The organism is Streptomyces sp. NBC_00029 (genome assembly GCF_045160505.1).
In the GTDB taxonomy this organism is placed as follows: Bacteria; Actinomycetota; Actinomycetes; order Streptomycetales; family Streptomycetaceae; genus Streptomyces.
Map to the genome: position 1 here is coordinate 4,942,625 of NZ_CP108292.1, position 20,191 is coordinate 4,962,815.

Genomic DNA, 20,191 nt, shown 5'->3' on the forward strand with positions numbered 1-20,191 from the left:
GGCGGTGACGTACGGTTCGCTTCATGATCGACCGTTCCGTCCCGCGCCGGGTACTCCCGGCTCCGGAGCCGCGGGGCGCCGCGACCGTCCCGGCCGCCCTGCCCGTAAGGCCCCGGACCGGCCGACTCCTCGTCCTGGCCACCGTATTCATCTGCGCCGCCTGCGGGCTCGTGTACGAGCTGGAGCTGCTCGCCCTCGGCACGTACCTCATCGGCGACTCCGTGACCCAGGCGTCGGTCGTGCTGTCCGTCATGGTCTTCGCCATGGGGGTCGGCTCCCTGCTCGCCAAGCGCTTCCGCCACCGGCCCGCCTTCGGCTTCGGCGCCATCGAGGCCGGGCTCGCGCTCCTCGGCGGGCTCTCGGCCATAGCGCTGTACGCGAGCTTCGCCTGGCTGGGGGAGTCCCGGCCCGCGCTCGTCGCCTTCTCCTTCGCCATCGGGGTGCTCATCGGCGCCGAGATCCCGCTGCTGATGGTCCTCATCCAGCGCATCCGCAGACAGGACGCGGGCGGGGCCGTCGCCGACCTGTTCGCCGCCGACTACGTGGGCGCCCTGGTCGGCGGCCTCGCCTTTCCCTTCCTGCTGCTCCCCGTGCTCGGCCAGCTCACCGGCGCCATGGTCACCGGAACCGTCAATGTGATCGTCGGCGGCGGGCTGGTCCTGTGGCTGTTCCGGCGGGACCTCAGCAGGCGCTGCCGCTGGCTGCTGATCGCCGCGAACGTGACCGTCCTGGCGGTGCTGGCCTCGGCGACCGTCCTCGCCGACGACTTCGAGCGGATCGCCCGGCGCGCCGTCTACGGCGGGGAGGTCCGGGTCGCCGTCCAGACCGGGGTGCAGGAGCTGGTCCTCACCGGCCCGCCGACCGGCTCCCCGCGCTCCCTCGACCTCTACCTGGACGGGCGGCTGAGGGTCAGCGGCTACGACGAGTACCGCTACCACGAGGCCCTGGTCCACCCCGCCATGACCGGCCCGCACGCCCGCGTCCTGGTCCTCGGCGGCGGCGACGGGCTCGCCGCCCGCGAGGTGCTCCGCTACCGGGACGTCGCCTCCGTGACCGTCGTCGAGCTCGACCCCGGAGTGGTCCGCCTCGCCCGCACCGACCCGATGCTCTCCGCGCTCAACGCCCGCGTGTACGAGGACCCGCGGCTGGCCGTCGTCACCCAGGACGCCTTCCGCTGGCTGCGGGGGCCGGCCGCCGGCGACCGCTTCGACGTGATCGTCTCCGACCTCCCCGACCCGGGCATCACCCCCAGCACGAAGCTGTACTCGCAGGAGTTCTACGGGCTGGCCGCGCGGGCCCTGCGCCCCGGGGGCCGGATCGCCGTGCACGCCGGACCGCTGGCCACGCGCCCGCGTTCGTACTGGACCGTCGACTCCACCCTCCGCGCGGCCGGCCTGCGCACCGCCCCCTACAGCGCGGGCGGCCGCCTCACGGGTTTCGCCGCCGGACCCGACCGCACCCCCCTCGGCGAGAGCGACGCACCACCGCAGGACTGGGGCTTCGTCCTGGCCGCCCGGGACCAGGACCCCCCGCTGCGCGTGGACCGCGACACGCCCGCGCTGCGTTCCCTGTCGACCCGCTCCCTGCAGGACGCCGCGCGCGACGCGGAACGCACCCGGGTGACCGGACTTCCGCCGTCGACCCTGCCGCACCCGCGGTATTCGTGACCCGGTGCGGCTCTCGTCGGTAGGCTCGACCGCATGGAGCATCAGGTGTTCGTCCCGGTACCGGCAGATGATCTCCGCGCCGTGCTGCGCGACCCCGCCCGCGTGGCCCGCTGCGTCCCGGGACTCCAGCAGGACGCCGACACCGAAACCGGGCCCCTCGCGGGCCGGCTCAAGGTCCGGGTCGGCGGGAGCACCGTGACCTACCGGGGGGCCCTGACGGTCACCGAGCGGACCCCCGGGCACTTCACCTTCGACGGCGAGGGCACGGAGGTGCGCGGCAACGGGACCGTGAAGTTCGCCCTCGACCTGCGGCTGACGACGGTCCCGGAGGGAACCCGGCTGGACTTCACCGCCGGGGCCACCGCCGACGGGCGCGCCGCGGCCTTCCCGCCCGAGGCCGCGGCCACCGCCGTGCAGCGGCTGCTGGACCGGGCGGCCGGACAGCTGGTCCTCGGGTCCGCGCCCGACGCCGTGAGCGACCCGGTGGCCGAGGCCGAGGAAGCGGAGGGCGGCGACGGCGAGGACGGAGAGGGCCCCGGATACGTCGAGGACGATGTCACCGAGGTCACCGCCCCCCTGTTCGAGACCGAAGCGCCGCCGCCGTCCGCGGACCCCTTCCTCGCCGGCCGGTTCGAGGGCACCGACGGCGCCCCGCGCCCCCCGGCCGAGGCCGCCCACGCCCGGCGCACCATGATCGGCCGCAGCGCGGAGGAGGTGGACCACGCGCCGCCGCGCGGCCGGTACGCCCCGGTCCCCGCGCCCGCCTCCGCCACCGCCGGCGACAGCCTGCGCTGGATCGCCCCCGCCGCCGCGATCGCGCTGGCCTCGGCGGTCGTGATCGGCAGGGCCCTGCGCCGCCGTCGCTGACCTGCGGCCCGGCCCGCATTAGGGTCGACCGCATGAGTACGCAACTGAGCGCCGGCGGCGCCGAGGTGACGGTCGACCAGGAGAACGGCTGCCGGATCAGCAGCCTGCGCATCGACGGGACGGAACTGCTGCGCCAGGGGCCGAGGTTCGGGGCCTTTCCGATGGTCCCGTGGTGCGGCCGGATCGAGAACGGGCAGTTCCGCGACGGCGCGACCGTGCATCAGATGCCGCTCAACCACCCGCCGCACGCGCTCCACGGCTTCGGCCGCGACTCGCCGTGGCGCCCGGCCGGCGCCACCGCCACCGAGGCCGCCTTCACCTATGACCTCGCCGACCCGTGGCCGTACCCCGGCCGGGTGACCCAGGTCGTCACGCTCGCCCCGGACTCGCTGAGCCTCACCATGGGCGTCGAGACGTACGGCGACTCGTTCCCGGCGCAGGTCGGCTGGCACCCCTGGTTCCTGCGCAACCTCGGGGCCGGCGGCCCGGACGTGGAGGTCGCCTTCGAGCCCGACTGGCAGGAGGAGCGCGGCGCCGACCACCTGCCCACCGGCAACCGCATCGACCCGAAGCCCGGCCCCTGGGACGACTGCTTCGGCATGCCGCACGGCGTCGACGTCACCCTCACGTGGCCCGGCGCCCTCGAAGTGCGGGTCACCAGCCGGGCCGAATGGGTCGTCGTCTACGACGAGGAGTCCGAGGCCGTCTGCGTGGAGCCGCAGTCGGGCCCGCCGAACGGGCTGAACACCCTCCCGCGCCTGGTCACCCCGGTGGATCCGCTGGAGGTCTCCACGACCTGGACATGGCGTCGGCTCGGCTAGGCCGCCCAGGCGGTCCCGTCGGCCCCTTTAAGCTCAGAGGCATGAGTGACGTCAACGAAGCAACGCCGTCAGGCACCCGCGATGCCCTTCTGCAGCAGATCAAGGACAAGGCCGTCGTGCACGGCAAGGTGATCCTCTCCTCGGGGCGCGAGGCCGACTACTACATCGACCTCCGCCGGGTCACCCTCGACGGCGCGGCGGCCCCGCTGGTCGGCCAGGTCATGCTGGACCTCACCGCCGACCTCGAGTTCGACTGCGTCGGCGGCCTGACCCTGGGCGCCGACCCGGTCGCGACCTCGATGCTGCACGCCTCCGCCGCGCGCGGTCAGCGTCTGGACGCCTTCGTCGTCCGCAAGGCGCAGAAGGCCCACGGCATGCAGCGCCGTATCGAGGGCACCGATGTGAAGGGCAAGCGCTGCCTGGTGGTCGAGGACACCTCGACCACCGGCGGATCCCCGCTGACCGCCGTCGAGGCGGTCCGTGAGGCCGGTGGCGAGGTCGTCGCCGTCGCCACGATCGTCGACCGCGGTGCGGCCGAGGCGATCGCCGAGGCCGGTCTCCCGTACCTCACCGGCTACCTCCTCGGGGACCTCGGCCTGTCCTAGGCCGCCGCCCGGCCCTGGCACGGTCCCGGCCCGCCGCGGCCCGGCCCCGGTGTCGCCGCGGGCCCGATCCGGTGCGGCCGCGGCCCGTATCCGGCCCGGTCCGGCCATCGCGAGAACGGGTGACCCAGGTTCCCGACATCCGCCCGGACCGGTCTGACCTGCTGAAACCCGCGAGCCCGGGGTGTTTCACGTGAAACATCCCGGGCCGTTCGCCCACCACGTGAGACCGGCAGGCTGGACCCTCGCGCTGAGTCTGGAAAGATAGGCGCGACGATGACGTCGCCCCCAGGTCAGGGCCCGCAATAAGCACACTCCCGCACATCCAAGGAGCCGGCAGATGCCCATCGCAACCCCCGAGGTCTACAACGAGATGCTCGACCGGGCGAAGGCAGGCAAGTTCGCCTACCCGGCCATCAACGTGACCTCCTCCCAGACCCTGCACGCTGCCCTGCGCGGCTTCGCGGAGGCCGAGAGCGACGGCATCATCCAGATCTCCACCGGTGGTGCGGAGTTCCTGGGTGGCCAGCACAACAAGGACATGGTCACCGGCGCGGTCGCCCTGGCCGAGTTCGCGCACATCGTGGCCGCCAAGTACGACATCACGGTCGCCCTGCACACGGACCACTGCCCCAAGGACAAGCTGGACGGCTACGTACGTCCGCTGCTCGACATCTCCGCCGAGCGCGTGGCCCGCGGCCTGAACCCGCTCTTCCAGTCGCACATGTGGGACGGTTCCGCCGAGACCCTGGCCGACAACCTGGCCATCGGCCAGGAGCTGCTCGCCAAGGCCGTCGCCGCCAAGATCATCCTTGAGGTCGAGATCACCCCGACCGGCGGCGAGGAGGACGGCGTCACCCACGAGATCAACGACGAGCTGTACACCACCGTCGACGACGCGATCCGTACCGCCGAGGCCCTCGGCCTGGGCGAGAAGGGCCGCTACCTGCTGGCCGCCTCCTTCGGCAACGTCCACGGCGTCTACAAGCCGGGCAACGTCGTCCTGCGCCCCGAGCTCCTCAAGGACCTCCAGGCCGGTGTCGCCGAGAAGTACGGCAAGGCCTCGCCGTTCGACTTCGTCTTCCACGGCGGCTCGGGCTCCACGGCCGAGGAGATCGCCACCGCGCTGGAGAACGGCGTCGTGAAGATGAACCTCGACACCGACACCCAGTACGCCTTCACCCGGCCGGTCGTGGACCACATGTTCAGCAACTACGCCGGTGTCCTGAAGGTGGACGGCGAGGTCGGTACGAAGTCCAAGTACGACCCCCGCACCTGGGGCAAGGCCGCCGAGGCGGGCATGGCCGCGCGCGTCGCCGAGGCGTGCGCGAACCTGCGCTCCACCGGCACCAAGCTGAAGTAGCAGTCCGCAGCGAGCCGCACCTTTGGGCCCGGCCCCCGTCACGCGACGGAGGCCGGGCCCTTCGGCGTTCTCCCGCCCCGCAGGGGCGAAAGCGACAGCGGCGGCGGCCCGTGGCGGTGCCCGGCGGCGGTGGACGGTGGCGGTGGACGGTGGCTTCACGATGGTGTGAACTGCTGCCCCCGGCGGTACGTGTTGGGGGCATGTACCGCGGATCGATCCGGGGCGTGGCGAGTGGGGCAGGTGCTTATGAGGGCCGAACGACCGCAGGTGATGCAGGACCGCGCGGTGCGCACTCGCCGGGCGATCCTGGAAGCCGCCGCCGTGGTGTTCGAGGACCGGGGCTACGGTGCGGCCAGGCTGACGGAGATCGTCAAGCTCGCCAACGTCACCAAGGGTGCGCTCTACTTCCACTTCGACTCGAAGGAGGACCTGGCACAGGCCGTGATCGACGCCCAGGTCAGCGTGCACACGCCGGTCACTGCGCAGGAGTTCAAGGCGCAGGAGTTCATCGACGTCGGCATGGTCTTCTCGCACCGGCTGCGGCACGACGTCCTGATGCGCGGCAGCGCCCGGCTCACCCTGGAGCAGAACGGCCGGGAACTCGACCGGGCGGCGCCGTACCGGAGGTGGATCGACCTGCACACCGCCTTGATGCGCGAGGCGAAGGAGCGCGGCGAACTGCTCCCGGACGTGGACCCGGCGGGGCCCGCGCGACTGGTGGTCGGGGCCTTCGCCGGGCTGAACGTGATGGCGCAGACCCTCGGGCTCGAACTGGACCGGGAGGTGGCGGCGCTCTACGCGAACGTGATGCCCAGCGTGGTGGTGCCGGCCGTGGCGGACCGGCTCGACACCGCGCCCGGCCGTGGGGCCAGGGTGCTGCACGGTCCGAACGAGGACCGCCGGTGCGACTGTTCGAGCGTCCCGGTCCCCGCCCCGGCGCCCGCGGAGCCGGCCGGGGCCGGCTGACCGGCGCGTCACCGGCTGCGGCCGGTTCCCCCGGGAGGAGGTGGCGGGCGCCCGCGTACGGCGGTGCGGCACACCACCGCTCGGCCCGGCGCCGGCGGCCCGGCAGACTGGGGGCATGTCCATTCACCAGAACCTGCTCGGGGGCCCCGCCCCCACCCACCTGCCCGACGAGCCGGGCCGCGAGGCCATCGCCGCCGGCACCCCCGCCGTGGAGGTGGCGGCCGCGCACCCCACGTCCTCCCTCGCCTGGGCGGTCCTCGCCGACGAGGCCTTCGCCGCCGGCAGCACGGTCGAGTCGTACGCCTATGCCCGTACGGGCTACCACCGCGGCCTCGACGCCCTGCGTCGCGCCGGGTGGAAGGGCCACGGCCCGGTGCCGTGGGAGCACGAGCCGAACCGCGGCTTCCTGCGTGCCCTGCACGCTCTGGCCCGCGCGGCCGGGGCGATCGACGAGAAGGAGGAGTACGAGCGCTGCTCGACCTTCCTGCGCGACTCGTCCCCGACGGCCGCGGACACGCTGAGCGCCTGATCCCGTACGGCGGGGAGTGACACGCACCGAATTGTGTGGTCTGTGTCACTCTCCGCTGGAGCGCCGGCGCGCCGGTGTCCTATGCTGCGGGCAGGGGACCGGGGCTCCACTCACCTCACGGAAGGGGCGGACCGCTACCCGGAAGCACGTGTCGAGGAGACAGCGATGTCGAAAACCCTTGATGCCTCCGGAGTCGGCGGGTCGGAAACCCCGAACCTCGACTTCGACGGCACTACCCCGTACGAGGACTACGTCCAGGCGGACGTCCTCACCCACCTCCAGCACCTCCGTTCGGACGACCCGGGCGAGATGGTCTTCCTGGTGACGACCCAGGTCATGGAGCTGTGGTTCACGGTCATCGTCCACGAGTGGGAAACCGCCGCGAAGGCCCTGCGCGAGGACCGCATCCCGGTCGCGATGGACGCGCTGAAACGTTCCCTCCGCGAGCTGGAGGCCCTCAACGCCTCCTGGCGCCCGCTCGCCCAGCTCACCCCGGGACAGTTCAACGCCTACCGCGCCGCGCTCGGCGAAGGTTCCGGTTTCCAGTCGGCGATGTACCGCCGGATGGAGTTCCTGCTCGGCGAGAAGTCCGCCTCCATGCTGGTCCCGCACCGGGGCGCCCCGCGCGTCCACGCGGAGCTGGAGAAGGCCCTGCACGAGCCCAGCCTCTACGACGAGGTGCTGCGCCTGCTCGCCCGCCGCGGGCTCCCGGTCCCGGACGCCGTCCTGAACCGCGACCTGTCGCTGCGCTACGAGCCCTCGGCCGAGGTCGAGGCCGTCTGGACGGGCCTGTACGCCGCCCCGGACGAGGTCGCCACCGTGGACCTGCACCGCCTCGGCGAGGTCCTCACCGACGTCGCCGAGCTCGTCTGGCGCTGGCGCAACGACCACCTGGTCGCCACCCGCCGCGCCATGGGCGCGAAGACGGGCACCGGTGGCTCGGCCGGCGTGACCTGGCTGGAGAAGCGCGCGACGAAGAACGTCTTCCCGGAGCTCTGGACGGCCCGCAGCCATGTCTGACGACTCCAAGGGCATACCGGCGGACATCGAGGCGGACCTCCGCGACCGTGCGGCCGGGCTGGACGCCGCCGACGGGCTCGCGAAGCTCCGCGAGCGCTTCACCCTCCCCGAGGGGGTCGTCTACCTGGACGGCAACTCCCTCGGCGCGCTCCCGGCCGGTGTCGCGGACACCACCGCCGACGTCGTCGCCCGGCAGTGGGGCGAGCTCCTCATCCGGTCCTGGGACGAGAGCGGCTGGTGGACCGCGCCCGAGCGGATCGGCGACAAGCTCGCCCCCCTCATCGGCGCGGCCCCCGGCCAGGTGGTCGTCGGTGATTCCACCAGCGTCAATCTCTTCAAGGCCCTGGTCGGCGCCGCCCGCCTCGCGGCGCCCGGCCGGACCAGGATGCTGGTCGACGCCGCGACCTTCCCGACCGACGGCTACATCGCGCAGTCGGCGGCCCGGATGACGGGCCTGACCGTCGTCCCGGTGGACCCCTCGCAGGCCGCCGCGGCGATCGACGCGGACACCGCCGTGGTGCTCCTCAACCACGTCGACTACCGCAGCGGACGGCTCCACGACCTGCCCGCCCTCACCGCGGCGGCCCGCGCCGCCGGGGCGATCACGGTCTGGGACCTGTGCCACTCCGCCGGGGCCCTCCCGGTCGGCCTGGACGAGCACGCCGTCGACCTCGCGGTCGGCTGCACGTACAAGTACCTCAACGGCGGCCCCGGCGCGCCCGCGTACCTGTACATCGCGGCCCGCCACCAGGCCGGCTTCGACTCCCCGCTCCCCGGCTGGAACGGTCACGCGGACCCCTTCGCCATGACCCCGGCCTTCGAAGCGGCCGAGGGCGCGACCCGCGGCCGCGTCGGCACGCCGGACATCCTGTCCATGCTGGCCCTGGAGTCGGCGCTCGACGCATGGGACGGGGTGTCGGTCGAGGACGTACGGGCCAAGTCGCTCGCCCTGACCGACTTCTTCCTCGAATGCGTGGCGGCGTACGTTCCGCAGGGCCGGGTCGAGTCGGTCACCCCGGACGAGCACGACCGCCGCGGCAGTCAGATCTCGCTGCGGACCGAGAACGCCCGTGAGGTCATGGGGGAGCTCATCTCCCGGGGCGTCATCGGCGACTTCCGGGCCCCCGATGTCCTGCGCTTCGGCTTCACTCCGCTCTACGTCGGTTTCGCCGACGCCGAGCGTGCCGCACGGACACTGGGTCACATTTTCGGGTGACGTCCCAGCGAAACGTCACATCACCGGGCGGGCGGGGCTACGGCTCCGTCCGCCCGGTCGTATTCCGGGCCCCGCACGGAAACTCCTGTTCCAGACTGATACGGTCCCGCTCTGCCGGAAGACCGGAACATCTGTCCCCGCTGTCCCACGCGTTACCGAGAGGTTGAGCCGATGACGGACCCCGCCGCAGTGGAACGGGACGCAGCGGAGGCCGCCTCGGCCTTCGCCCACCCGGCCGTGGCGCCGGACGCGACCGCCGCGTACGGGGAACACCCCGACCACGTCGTCGACTTCTACGCCCCGCGCGGCGAAACCCGTGACCAGGCCCCGCTCGTGGTGCTGCTGCACGGCGGTGCGTGGCGGGCCCCGTACGACCGCCTGCACGTCACGCCCTTCGCGGACTTCCTGGCCCGGCGGGGTTTCGCCGTCGCCAACGTCGAGTACCGGCGCGGCAGTTCCCTGCCGCACCAGAACGCCGAGGGGCCGGTCGCCGGGCGCTGGCCGGAGACCTTCGACGACGTGGCCGCCGCGATGGACGCCCTGCCGGGGCTGGCCGCGACGGCGCTCCCGCAGGCCGATGTCCGCCGCACGGTGGTGACCGGTCACTCGGCCGGCGGTCACCTCGCGCTGTGGGCCGCGGCCCGGCACGTGCTCCCGGCCGGCTCCCCGTGGCGGCTGCCGTCCCCGCCCATGCTGCGCGGCGTGGTGGCGCTGGCCCCCATCGCGGACTTCGCGGTGGCGGAGGAGCTGGGCGTGTGCGGCGGCGCGAGCGCGCAGCTGCTGGGCGGGGCGGACCACTGGGACGAGCGGCTGCCGTACGCCGATCCGGCGGCCCTGCTGCCGACGGGGATCGCCACGGCGGTGGTCCAGGGCCGGGACGACATCGTGGTCCCGCAGCAAGTGGCCGAGGCGTACGTGGCGGCGGCGGCGAAGGCGGGGGAGACGGTCGGGCTGACCCTGCTCGACGCGGTCGGTCACTTCCCGCTGATCGATCCGGCGGCGGACGCGTGCGCGGTGGTCGCCGAGGAGATCTCGCAGCTGGCCTGGTAGGCCCCCGGCTCGAAAACGCGGTCCGACCTGGCCGAATCTCTGTGCACGCGGATCGCGTTCTGCTCTGAGCGTGTTCAGAGAACAGAAAAATCCAGCCCAACCTTCCCGCCCGGTCGGGTGATCACGCCGCCCCTCCTGTGTCTCCCGTCACAGCGCCGGCCGGAAGGGGCATTGGGTGCACTGTGGACGTAAACCCGCCAACTCCACTTGGTCGCACGGATATTCGTCGAACGTTCGACGATGATCTGTGTAGTCTGGAACCTCAATCCTGAGCACGTTCAAAAATGGGGGGGCCGGTGCGCAGTCGCCGTCTCGTAATTTCCGTTGCCGTCATCGCGGCCACGATCGGTCTCGGACCGGGCATGGCCCAGGCGGCCGAGCCCGTCGCGCCGCCCGCGTCGGCGTCCAGCTTCGACCTCGGCAAGGCCGCGGCGCCGAACTTCAAGACCTTCAAGAGCCCGGCCGAGAAGTCGGTCCGCAAGACGCTGCCGGCAGCCAAGGGGAAGGCTGCCGCCGCTGCGGGCAACCCGGACCTGAACATGGTCCTGACGGCCACCAGCACCACCGCCCACGGGGTGAAGCTGGTGACCGACCTGATCAGCGAGACTGCTTCGCTGACCGTCACGGTGGAGTGGGGCGACGGGAAGAAGGACGTCGTCGCCGCTTCCGGCGCCGGCGAGCTGGCGCACTCGCACGCCTACGCCGAGCTCGGCGAGTACAACATCAAGGTCACCGTGACCGACGCCGCCAACGGGGTCGAGGTCGTCAACGAGCTGCCGTACGGCACCGCGGGTTCGGAGTTCACCCCGGTCGCCCCCACTCGCCTCCTGGACACCCGGACCGGGCTCGGGGGCCCCCAGGGCGCGGTGCAGCCGTCCGGTACCGCGCGGGTGAAGGTCGGCGGCAACGCCGGCATCCCGGCGGGGGTCACCGCGGTCGTTCTCAACGTGACCGCCACCGACACCCTCGCGTCCGGGTTCGTCACCGCCTTCCCGGAGGACGGGGTGCGTCCGAAGACGTCCAACGTCAACTGGGACTACGGTCAGACCATCCCGAACCAGGTCATCGTGCCGGTCGGCAAGAACGGCTATGTCGACCTGTACAACGGCAGCTGGGGCGGATCGGCCCACCTGATCGCCGACGTCACCGGCTACTTCACCGCGAAGTCGGCCAGCGGCTACACCCCGATGACCCCGGTCCGATTCGTGGACACCCGCGAGGGCCTCGGTACGTCCAGGGGGCAGCTGGGTGGCCAGAACACCTTCAGCACCCAGATCAGCGGCCTGCGCGGCGTGCCCCAGGGCATCACCGCCGTCGCGCTGAACGTCACCGTCACCAACCCGGGCAAGTACGGTCACCTGACCGTCTTCCCGAGCGGCCAGGCGGCCCCGGACACCTCCAGCCTGAACTTCGGTGCCGGTCAGACCATCGCCAACTCGGTGATCGTGCCCGTCGGCAAGGACGGGAAGATCAGCTTCCGCAACGGCGCCTACGCCGGTACCGACGTCGTCGTCGACGTGGTCGGCTACTACAGCCTCGACAGCAAGGGCTCGTTCGTCCCGATCGCTCCCGTCCGCCGACTGGACACCCGGGAGCCCAAGGACCCGTACCACGGCGCCATCCCCGGCGGGTTCTACCTGCCCGTGACGTTCACCCCCGACGCCGTGGACGACGGCGTCTCGGGCTACGTGCTGAACGCCACGGTCACCAACACCGCCAACAACGGCTTCCTCTCGGTCGCCCCGGACCCGAACTCGCTCGAGGCGTACCGCAACGGCACGGCCGTGCCGCCGGAGGCTCCCGGCTCCTCCACCCTCAACTGGCTCGGCCGCGGCCGCACCGTCGCGAACCTGGTCCAGGCGAGCGCGGGCGAGAACGGCATCTCCGACTTCTTCAACCAGAGCTGGGAGGAGTGGGCGACCACCGACCTGGTCGTCGACGTCTTCGGCTACTACGAGACCAACTAGTCCACGCAAAGGGCGCCCCGGGATCCGCTCCCGGGGCGCCCTTTGCGTGTCCGTGCGTGTCCCCCGTGTACGTCCCTGGGTGTCCGCCACGACCTGGGTGTCCGCCACGACCTGGCTAGGGGTCCGGCTCGGTCCAGCGGTCCGGCTTCTTCCCCGGTGCCAGGTGTTCCACCAGCTCGGCCAGGTCCTCGCAGACCTGCTCGATCTTCAGGCGGATGTTGTTCTGCTCGGTGACGAGAGCCGACAGCAGCAGCCCGGTCAGGGCCGCCGCGCCGTTGAGGCCCTGGAGGTTGATCATGGTCTCCAGCAGGCTGCGGTCGGCGAACGGTCCCACGTGCTCGATCGCCGCCGAGATCGACAGGACCGACACCAGCAGGGTGCACGGAGCGCTCCCTGCGAGCTGGAAGCGTACGGCCGCCCAGATGATCAGCGGGAAGACGAGGAAGAGCAGCGAGAGCTCGGTGCGGGTGGCCACGAGGGTGACGACGACGGCGCAGACGGCCAGGGCCGTCACCTCCAGCGCACGGTAGCCGTCGCCGCGCCGGCGGGCCGGCAGGACCCTGCGCAGCACGAGCAGCAGCGGGGTCACCACGATCACGCCCATCGCGTCCCCGGCCCACCAGGCCGACCAGACGGGCCAGAACTGTGCGACCGGCAGGTCCCCGGAGAGCACCAGCGTCCAGGTCCCGATCGTCGCGCTGATCGTCATCGGCAGCAGACCGCCCAGGAAGACGAGCGACAGGGCGTCCCGCAGCCGGTCCAGCTCGGTACGGAAACCCGCCCGGCGCAGCATCAGGTACGCGCACACCATCGCGAGGGTGTTCCCCGCCACGATGACCAGGCCCGGCAGGTCGAAACCGTTGATCCCCTCGATGGACAGGTACGTACCGATGGCGATCCCCGGCCACACCCGCAGGCCCAGCCAGAGCAGGGAGGCCAGCGCGATGCCGGTCGGCAGCCACAGGGGCGTGACCTCGGCGCCGTCGACGACCACGCGCTGGAGGAGGCCGATCCGTCCGCCCAGGTAGTAGGCGAGCGCGACGGCGAGGATCTGTAGCAGAACTGCGGTCGGACGTCGCCATCCCTCGGTGCGCACCACAGCATCAGACAACAGCCCGGCGTCCCCACGGGCCGTGACACGCGCGAGCGGGCGGTCTAGGGGGCGTCGGCCGCGTCGTGGCTGAGGACGAGCACCGCGGCGTCATCGGAGTGGCCGGTGGAGTCGGCCACCTTCATCACCTCGGCGGCCAGCTCGCCCGGATCGGTGCCCGCCGCCTCCCGGACGACCTTGGACACCCGCTCCAGTCCCACCTCGATCGGGAACTGCGGCCCCTCGACCACGCCGTCCGTGAGCAGGACGATCGATCCCGCCTTCGTCAGCCGGCGCCGGGTCACCGCGTACCCCGCCCCCGGCATCAGGTTCAGCGGCAGGCCGCCGTCGTCGTCGGCTATCCCGTACGCGCCGTCGACGGTGGCCCAGACCGCCGGAACGTGGCCGGCCCGGGCGGTTTCCAGCTCCCGGGTCTCGGGATCGAAGCGGAGCAGGCTGCAGGTCGCGAAGAGCTCGCGGTCCATGGAGAGCAGCACCTCGTTGGCCCGGCTCAGCACCTCGCCCGGATCGACGACGACGGCCGCCACGGCGCGCAGGCAGATCCGCACCTGCCCCATGAAGGCGGCCGCCTCCACGTCGTGCCCCTGGACGTCACCGATGCAGAAGGCCAGCGCCCCCTCGGGCAGCCGGAATCCGTCGTACCAGTCGCCGCCGATGTCCAGGCCGTGCCGGGCGGGCGAGTAGCGGGCGGCGGTCCGCAGGCCCGGCAGCGCGGGCAGGGAGGCGGGCAGCATCTCGCTCTGCAGCGCCTCGGCCAGGTCCACCCGGGCCTGCTGCAGCTCCACCCCGCGGCGCGCCTGGTCGGCGAGCCGTCCGAGCGTGCTGAGCAGGTCGGCGCTGGCCGCCCGCGGGGCACGGCGAGGACTCACGGAACGCTCCGAGGTGCATCCATCCGTCCCTGCTTCCGCTGCGTGCACAGCCCGTGCACATCATATTTCCGCCCGCCCGGAACCCGCCCGCCGAGACGGTGGCCGCCCGTGAGGGCCGGGCGCTCAGCCCCACTGCTCGTCGGCCAGGGAGGTCACCGGCTGCGGCTTGCCGATGACCGCCAGGGCGATGAAGAAGCTGATCTGCCCGATCGCGACGGTGAGGGTGGCGAGGGCCTTGTCGTCGTAGTGCGCGGCGACCTCGGCGTACAGCTCGTCGCCGACCCGCTCCCTGCCGGTCGGGGCGGGCTGGAGGGTGGCCTCCACCAGGGCGAGCGCGGCGCGCTCGGCGCCGGTGAAGAAGGGGGCGTCCTGCCAGGAGGAGACGGCCGTGATGCGCTCCTCGGACTCCCCGGCCTTGCGGAGGAACCCGGTGTTCAGGACGGTCAGGTAGGTGTTGCCGACGATCTGCCCGGCCCTCAGGTGGACCAGGCTCATCGTGGTCCGCGGCACCGAGCGGTTGCCGGTGGCCCGGAAGAGGGCGGCGCTGATGTCGTTCACTTCGGGGACGAGCACGGCCGGGTCGGGCATCCGCGAGATGGAGGTGTTCGTCATGGCTGCTGCTCTCCTTCAGTAGGTGTCTGCACAGCACTGACGGAGGGGCGCGCACGAATGTGACAGGGCGGGGAAGTCTTTTCTGCGCCCGACGCCGAAGGGGCGGCCGGCGCATCTGCGCCCGCCGCCCCTTCGGACGTATGACCCGTGGCCTAGAGGAACGAGTTGATCTCGATCGTCTCGGTACGGCCGGGGCCCACGCCGATCGCGGAGATCGGGGCGCCCGACATCTCCTCCAGGGCCTTGACGTACGCCTGGGCGTTCGCCGGAAGGTCCTCGAAGGTCTTGGCCTTGGTGATGTCCTCGGACCAGCCGGGGAGGTATTCGTAGATCGGCTTCGCGTGGTGGAAGTCGGTCTGCGAGTACGGCAGCTCCTCGACGCGCTTGCCGTCGATCTCGTACGCGACGCAGACCGGGATCTGCTCCCAGCCGGTCAGTACGTCCAGCTTGGTGAGGAAGAAGTCGGTGAGACCGTTCACGCGGGTGGCGTAACGTGCGATCGGCGCGTCGAACCAACCGCAGCGGCGGTCACGTCCGGTGGTGACACCGCGCTCGCCGCCGATGCGGCGCAGGTCCTCGCCGTCCTTGTCGAACAGCTCGGTCGGGAACGGGCCCGCGCCGACTCGGGTCGTGTAGGCCTTGAGGATGCCGATGACACGGCTGATCTTCGTCGGGCCCACGCCGGTGCCGGTGCAGGCGCCGCCGGCGGTCGGGTTGGACGAGGTGACGAAGGGATAGGTGCCGTGGTCGACGTCGAGCAGGGTGCCCTGGCCGCCCTCGAACAGCACGACCTTGTCCTCGTCCAGCGCGTTGTTGAGGATCAGGGTGGTGTCGGCGACGTACGGCTTGATCTGCTCCGCGTACTGGAGCATCTCCTCGACGATCTGGGCGGCGTCGATCGCGCGGCGGTTGTACAGCTTCGCGAGGAGCTGGTTCTTGCCCTCCAGCGCCGCCTCGACCTTCTGGACGAGGATCGACTCGTCGTACAGGTCCTGGACGCGGATGCCGACGCGGTTGATCTTGTCCGCGTACGTCGGGCCGATGCCGCGACCGGTCGTACCGATCTTGCGCTTGCCCAGGAAACGCTCGCCGACCTTGTCGAGGGTGACGTTGTACGGCGTGATCAGGTGCGCGTTGCCGCTGATGAGCAGCTTGGAGGTGTCGATGCCGCGCTCGTTCAGACCGCGCAGCTCGGAGAGCAGGACGGCCGGGTCCACGACGACACCGTTACCGATGACCGGGGTGCATCCGGGGGAGAGGATGCCGGAAGGGAGAAGGTGGAGCGCGTACTTCTGGTCGCCGACGACGACCGTGTGGCCGGCATTGTTGCCGCCCTGGTAGCGCACCACATAGTCAACGGATCCACCGAGCAGGTCGGTGGCCTTTCCCTTGCCCTCGTCACCCCACTGAGCTCCGAGCAGCACAAGAGCGGGCACAGGCGTACACCTCTTCCGGATGGGGCATGTCCAAGGTCAGGGGGCGTACGACGATGTACACCGCAGGCTGAGCCGTCGGACCGGTACCCCGGAATAGACGAAGGCCCTGGCGCAATAGCGCAAGGGCCTCTTGCACAAAGATGCTACCCGAGGAAGGACCGAGGTGTCGGCTCCAGAGCCCACCATGAGCCAAGCGGGCGCGCCGGTAGGCGGCCTGCTCGTGCTCGTCGACCCGGTCGCCCGCCGTCTTGACGGCGAGTCCGTGCGGATCGCGAAGGATGTTTTGTCAGCGGGCGCGGCAGCGAAAATCTGCCTCCCGGATTCGCAGGAGGAATTTGCGCGGGCTCTTGCCCGCCGGGGTCATCGGCGGCTGGTGATCGTCGGTGACGACCGCGCCCTGGTGCGCACCGTGGGCCTGCTGCACCGGGAGCGGGGGCTGGGGGAGGGGCCCCTGGCGCTCGTTCCGGTCGGCCCCGTGGGCTCGCTGGGCCTGGCGCGGTCCCTCGGCGTGCCGCTTTCGGCCGTCTCCGCGGCCCGGGCGGTGCTCGACGGGTCGGTCCGGAGCTGCGACCTGCTGGTCGACGACAGCGACGGGGTGGTGCTGGGTGCACTGCGGATCCCGCCGGTGCACGGCGTCCAGCGGCCCGCCGGGCCGTCGGTGTGGAGCGCGTACCGCTCGCTGGTACGGACGCTGGTCCGGCCGGTGGCGGCGGCCGGCGGCGTCGCCACCGGCCGGCACCGGCTGCGCGTCGAGGCCGACGGGGTGCTGCTGGCGGATGTGGACCGGCCCGTGGAGGACGTGTCCGTTCGCACCAGGGACGACGGCGGCGCGGCGGAGGTCGTGGTCCGGACGGGCGGCGGCGGCTCCGCCGAGTCGACCGTCACGGCCCGGGCGAAGACGGTCACGGTGTCGGGCGCGGACTTCCGCTACCGCGCCGACGCGGCGATGACCGGCCCGGTCCGCCGTCGTACGTGGACCCTGCGCCCCGGAGCATGGACGCTCACCGTGCCCCGGTGACCACACCGGGTGCACGGGAGGCGGCAGCGATGCGGGACGCGCTGGAGGACTGGCGGCGCGACGCACTGCTGCTGTGCCTGCTGCCGGTGTTCTGCTGGCCGGCCGTGGCCGGGGCGCTGCTCGGTGCGCCGCCGCTGCGGGTGGCCGTGCCGGCTGCGCTGCTGGGCCCGGTGCTCCTCGGTGTGCGGGAGCTGTACGCCGTCCGGCGGGTCCGGCGCGTGCTGCGCGACCCCGGGGCGGCCTGGACCGCGTACGAGGCCGTGGTGGTCCGCAGCCGGTGGCGCCCGCCGGTGCTGGTGCTGGCCGACGGGCCGCACGTCCTGACCCTGGGCCCGCTGGGCCGACGGGTGCTGCCGCCGCGGCCGTGGCCCCGTGCGGTCCCCGCCGGGGCGGCCCAGGTGGTGCGGCTTGCGGGAGACCCGGCCGCGGGCGGGGCCCTGTGGGCCCCGCACTCCGGCGGGCTGGGCCACGCCCGGCCCGCGCGCCGCAGCCGTACTCGAAGGCCGCCGGCGGCAGCTCCTGGCTGAGCTGTCCGGGGGACTCCCCGGCGTCCGGCGCGAACGCCGCCGGATCTGCCGACCACGCCGGGCAGCCCGCCGGACCCCTGGCACCGCGGCGGCAGGGGTCCGGGGCGGGGGCCGCAGGGGCCGGGCGGGGCGGCTCAGGCGCCGACGTACGCCGCGAGGTGCTCGCCGGTGAGGGTGGAGCGGTCCGCCACGAGGTCGGCGGGGGTGCCCTCGAAGACGACCAGACCGCCGTCGTGACCGGCGCCGGGACCGAGGTCGATGATCCAGTCGGCGTGCGCCATGACCGCCTGGTGGTGCTCGATGACGATGACCGACTTCCCGGACTCGACCAGCCGGTCGAGCAGGCCGAGCAGCTGCTCCACGTCGGCGAGGTGCAGGCCGGTGGTCGGTTCGTCGAGCACGTACACGCCGCCCTTCTCCGCCATGTGGGTGGCCAGCTTGAGCCGCTGGCGCTCGCCGCCGGACAGCGTGGTGAGCGGCTGGCCGAGGCTGAGGTAGCCGAGCCCGACGTCCGCGAGCCGGGTGAGGATGCGGTGCGCGGCGGGCGTGTGCGCCTCACCGTCGCCGAAGAACTCCTCGGCCTCGGTCACCGACATCGCGAGCACCTCGCTGATGTCGCGGCCGCCGAGGTGGTACTCCAGCACGGACGCCTCGAACCGCTTGCCCTCGCACTCCTCGCAGGTGGTCGTGACCCCGGCCATCATCGCCAGGTCGGTGTAGATGACGCCGGCGCCATTGCAATTGGGGCAGGCGCCCTCGGAGTTGGCGCTGAACAGCGCCGGCTTCACCCCGTTGGCCTTGGCGAACGCCTTGCGGATCGGGTCGAGCAGCCCGGTGTAGGTCGCCGGGTTGCTCCGGCGCGAGCCGCGGATCGCGGCCTGGTCGATCGAGACCACGTCCGTGTCGGGGGAGAGCGACTTGTGCAGCAGCGAGCTCTTGCCCGAACCGGCCACGCCGGTGACGACCGTGAGCACCCCGAGCGGGATGTCGACGTCGACGTCGCGCAGGTTGTTGGCCGTTGCCCCGCGGATCTCCAGCGCACCGGTGGGCTTGCGGACCGACGGCTTGAGCTTGGCCCGGTCGTCGAGGTGGCGGCCGGTGATGGTGCCGCCGGAGCGCAGTCCCTCAACGGTGCCCTCGTAGCAGACGGTGCCGCCCGCAGTGCCCGCGCCGGGGCCGATGTCGACGACGTGGTCGGCGATCGCGATGGTCTCCGGCTTGTGCTCGACGACGAGGACGGTGTTGCCCTTGTCGCGCAGCCGCAGCAGGAGGTCGTTCATGCGCTGGATGTCGTGCGGGTGCAGGCCGATGGTGGGCTCGTCGAAGACGTAGGTGACGTCGGTGAGCGAGGAGCCGAGGTGGCGGATCATCTTGACGCGCTGCGCCTCGCCGCCCGACAGCGTGCCGGACGCCCGGTCGAGCGAGAGGTAGCCGAGGCCGATCTCCACGAAGGAGTCGAGGGTGAGCTGCAGCGCGGTCAGCAGTGGGGCGACCGAGGGCTCGGCGAGGCCGCGGACCCACTCGGCCAGGTCGCTGATCTGCATCGAGCAGGCGTCGGCGATGCTGATCTTCTTGATCTTCGAGGACCGGGCGCCCTCGCTGAGCCGGCTGCCCTCGCAGTCGGGACACGTCGCGAAGGTGACCGCGCGCTCCACGAAGGCCCGGATGTGGGGCTGCATCGCTTCCTTGTCCTTGGACAGGAAGGACTTCTGGATCTTGGGGATGAGGCCCTCGTAGGTGAGGTTGACGCCCTCGACCTTGACCTTGGTGGGCTCCCGGTAGAGGAAGTCCTGCATCTCCTTCTTGGTGAACTTCGCGATCGGCTTGTTCGGGTCGAGGAAGCCCGACTCGGCGTAGACCCGTACGGTCCAGAAGCTGTCGGACTTCCAGCCGGGAATGGTGAAGGCGCCCTCGGCGAGCGACTTGGAGTCGTCGTAGAGCTGGGCGAGGTCGATGTCGGAGACCACGCCCCGGCCCTCGCAGCGCACGCACATGCCGCCGGTGCGGGAGAAGGTCGCCTTCACCGTCTTGGTCTTCTCGGCGCCGCGCTCGACCGTGATCCCGCCGCTGGCGCGGACGGAGGCGACGTTGAAGGAGTAGGCGCTGGGCGGGCCGATGTGCGGCTTGCCGAGCCGGCTGAAGAGGATGCGGAGCATCGCGTTGGCGTCGGTGGCGGTGCCGACCGTGGAGCGGGGGTCGCCGCCCATCCGCTGCTGGTCGACGGTGATCGCCGTGGTCAGGCCGTCGAGTACGTCGACCTCGGGGCGGGCCAGCGTCGGCATGAAGCCCTGCAGGAAGGTGCTGTAGGTCTCGTTGATCATCCGCTGGGACTCGGCGGCGATCGTGTCGAACACCAGCGAGCTCTTGCCCGAACCGGAGACTCCGGTGAACACCGTCAGCCGGCGCTTGGGGATCTCGATGCTGACGTCCTTGAGGTTGTTCACGCGTGCACCGTGCACGCGGATCAGACCGTGGCTGTCGGCAGCGTGCGGCGCCTGCGGCTCGGGCGACCGGGGGTCCGGCTTGGGGGCCCTGCTCATCGTGTCTCCA

General features: G+C 72.0%; 18 protein-coding genes. 13 read left to right on the top strand and 5 right to left on the bottom strand.

Annotation, left to right across the window (positions count from 1 at the left end):
• The first annotated feature begins 23 nt into the window (after positions 1–23).
• The 11 genes from OG753_RS23150 to OG753_RS23200 all read left to right on the top strand — a co-directional run bounded on the left by OG753_RS23150 (position 24) and on the right by OG753_RS23200 (position 12,068).
• Positions 24–1,667: a polyamine aminopropyltransferase gene (locus tag OG753_RS23150; RefSeq protein WP_327263612.1), complete on the top strand. Its 1,644-nt coding sequence runs from the start codon at positions 24–26 to the stop codon at positions 1,665–1,667.
• A 33-nt stretch (positions 1,668–1,700) separates the two neighbouring features.
• Positions 1,701–2,534, top strand: coding sequence for an SRPBCC family protein (locus tag OG753_RS23155; RefSeq protein WP_405789945.1), 834 nt, complete (start codon positions 1,701–1,703; stop codon positions 2,532–2,534).
• A gap of 32 nt (positions 2,535–2,566) precedes the next feature.
• Positions 2,567–3,355 (top strand): aldose 1-epimerase, encoded by a 789-nt coding sequence (locus tag OG753_RS23160; RefSeq protein WP_327263614.1) that lies wholly within the window; start codon positions 2,567–2,569, stop codon positions 3,353–3,355.
• 41 nt (positions 3,356–3,396) lie between these two features.
• Positions 3,397–3,960 carry an orotate phosphoribosyltransferase gene (pyrE, locus tag OG753_RS23165; RefSeq protein WP_327263615.1) on the top strand — a complete coding sequence of 188 codons (564 nt, stop codon included), beginning with the start codon at positions 3,397–3,399 and terminating at the stop codon, positions 3,958–3,960.
• Positions 3,961–4,297: 337 nt separating this feature from the next.
• Positions 4,298–5,320, top strand: coding sequence for a class II fructose-bisphosphate aldolase (gene fbaA, locus OG753_RS23170; protein ID WP_030755743.1), 1,023 nt, complete (start codon positions 4,298–4,300; stop codon positions 5,318–5,320).
• Between the two features lie 285 nt (positions 5,321–5,605).
• Positions 5,606–6,286 carry a ScbR family autoregulator-binding transcription factor gene (locus tag OG753_RS23175; RefSeq protein ID WP_405789947.1) on the top strand — a complete coding sequence of 227 codons (681 nt, stop codon included), beginning with the start codon at positions 5,606–5,608 and terminating at the stop codon, positions 6,284–6,286.
• Positions 6,287–6,401: 115 nt separating this feature from the next.
• Positions 6,402–6,815: a DUF3151 domain-containing protein gene (locus OG753_RS23180; protein WP_327263617.1), complete on the top strand. Its 414-nt coding sequence runs from the start codon at positions 6,402–6,404 to the stop codon at positions 6,813–6,815.
• Positions 6,816–6,980: 165 nt separating this feature from the next.
• Entirely contained in the window at positions 6,981–7,835 is an 855-nt protein-coding gene (locus OG753_RS23185) for a tryptophan 2,3-dioxygenase family protein (protein ID WP_327263618.1), read from the top strand.
• Positions 7,828–9,051: a kynureninase gene (gene kynU / locus OG753_RS23190; protein WP_327263619.1), complete on the top strand. Its 1,224-nt coding sequence runs from the start codon at positions 7,828–7,830 to the stop codon at positions 9,049–9,051. The genes OG753_RS23185 and kynU overlap by 8 nt, the downstream gene beginning before the upstream one ends.
• Before the next feature lie 171 nt (positions 9,052–9,222).
• Positions 9,223–10,101: an alpha/beta hydrolase gene (locus OG753_RS23195; RefSeq protein WP_405789949.1), complete on the top strand. Its 879-nt coding sequence runs from the start codon at positions 9,223–9,225 to the stop codon at positions 10,099–10,101.
• 296 nt (positions 10,102–10,397) lie between these two features.
• On the top strand, positions 10,398–12,068 hold the full coding sequence (locus tag OG753_RS23200) for a hypothetical protein (protein ID WP_405789950.1): 1,671 nt from the start codon (positions 10,398–10,400) through the stop codon (positions 12,066–12,068).
• Positions 12,069–12,183: 115 nt separating this feature from the next.
• Here OG753_RS23200 and OG753_RS23205 read toward each other — a convergent pair whose 3' ends face one another.
• The 4 genes from OG753_RS23205 to OG753_RS23220 all read right to left on the bottom strand — a co-directional run bounded on the left by OG753_RS23205 (position 12,184) and on the right by OG753_RS23220 (position 16,096).
• On the bottom strand, positions 12,184–13,167 hold the full coding sequence (locus OG753_RS23205; RefSeq protein WP_405789952.1) for an MASE1 domain-containing protein: 984 nt from the start codon (positions 13,165–13,167) through the stop codon (positions 12,184–12,186).
• A 56-nt stretch (positions 13,168–13,223) separates the two neighbouring features.
• Complete coding sequence (locus OG753_RS23210) at positions 13,224–14,048, bottom strand: PP2C family protein-serine/threonine phosphatase (RefSeq protein ID WP_327263623.1); 825 nt, start codon at positions 14,046–14,048, stop codon at positions 13,224–13,226.
• Between the two features lie 123 nt (positions 14,049–14,171).
• Positions 14,172–14,660, bottom strand: coding sequence for a carboxymuconolactone decarboxylase family protein (locus OG753_RS23215; RefSeq protein ID WP_327263624.1), 489 nt, complete (start codon positions 14,658–14,660; stop codon positions 14,172–14,174).
• Between the two features lie 152 nt (positions 14,661–14,812).
• Complete coding sequence (locus OG753_RS23220; RefSeq protein ID WP_327263625.1) at positions 14,813–16,096, bottom strand: adenylosuccinate synthase; 1,284 nt, start codon at positions 16,094–16,096, stop codon at positions 14,813–14,815.
• Positions 16,097–16,280: 184 nt separating this feature from the next.
• On the opposite strand from OG753_RS23220, the gene OG753_RS23225 reads away from it, so the two are divergent.
• Together OG753_RS23225 and OG753_RS23230 are read left to right on the top strand one after the other, a co-directional pair.
• On the top strand, positions 16,281–17,114 hold the full coding sequence (locus tag OG753_RS23225) for a diacylglycerol kinase (RefSeq protein WP_327263626.1): 834 nt from the start codon (positions 16,281–16,283) through the stop codon (positions 17,112–17,114).
• On the top strand, positions 17,111–17,641 hold the full coding sequence (locus OG753_RS23230) for a hypothetical protein (protein ID WP_405789954.1): 531 nt from the start codon (positions 17,111–17,113) through the stop codon (positions 17,639–17,641). The genes OG753_RS23225 and OG753_RS23230 overlap by 4 nt, the downstream gene beginning before the upstream one ends.
• 134 nt (positions 17,642–17,775) lie before the next feature.
• Here OG753_RS23230 and OG753_RS23235 read toward each other — a convergent pair whose 3' ends face one another.
• Positions 17,776–20,181, bottom strand: a complete 2,406-nt coding sequence (locus tag OG753_RS23235; RefSeq protein WP_405789956.1) for an ATP-binding cassette domain-containing protein — start codon at positions 20,179–20,181, stop codon at positions 17,776–17,778.
• Between the last annotated feature and the right edge of the window lie 10 nt (positions 20,182–20,191).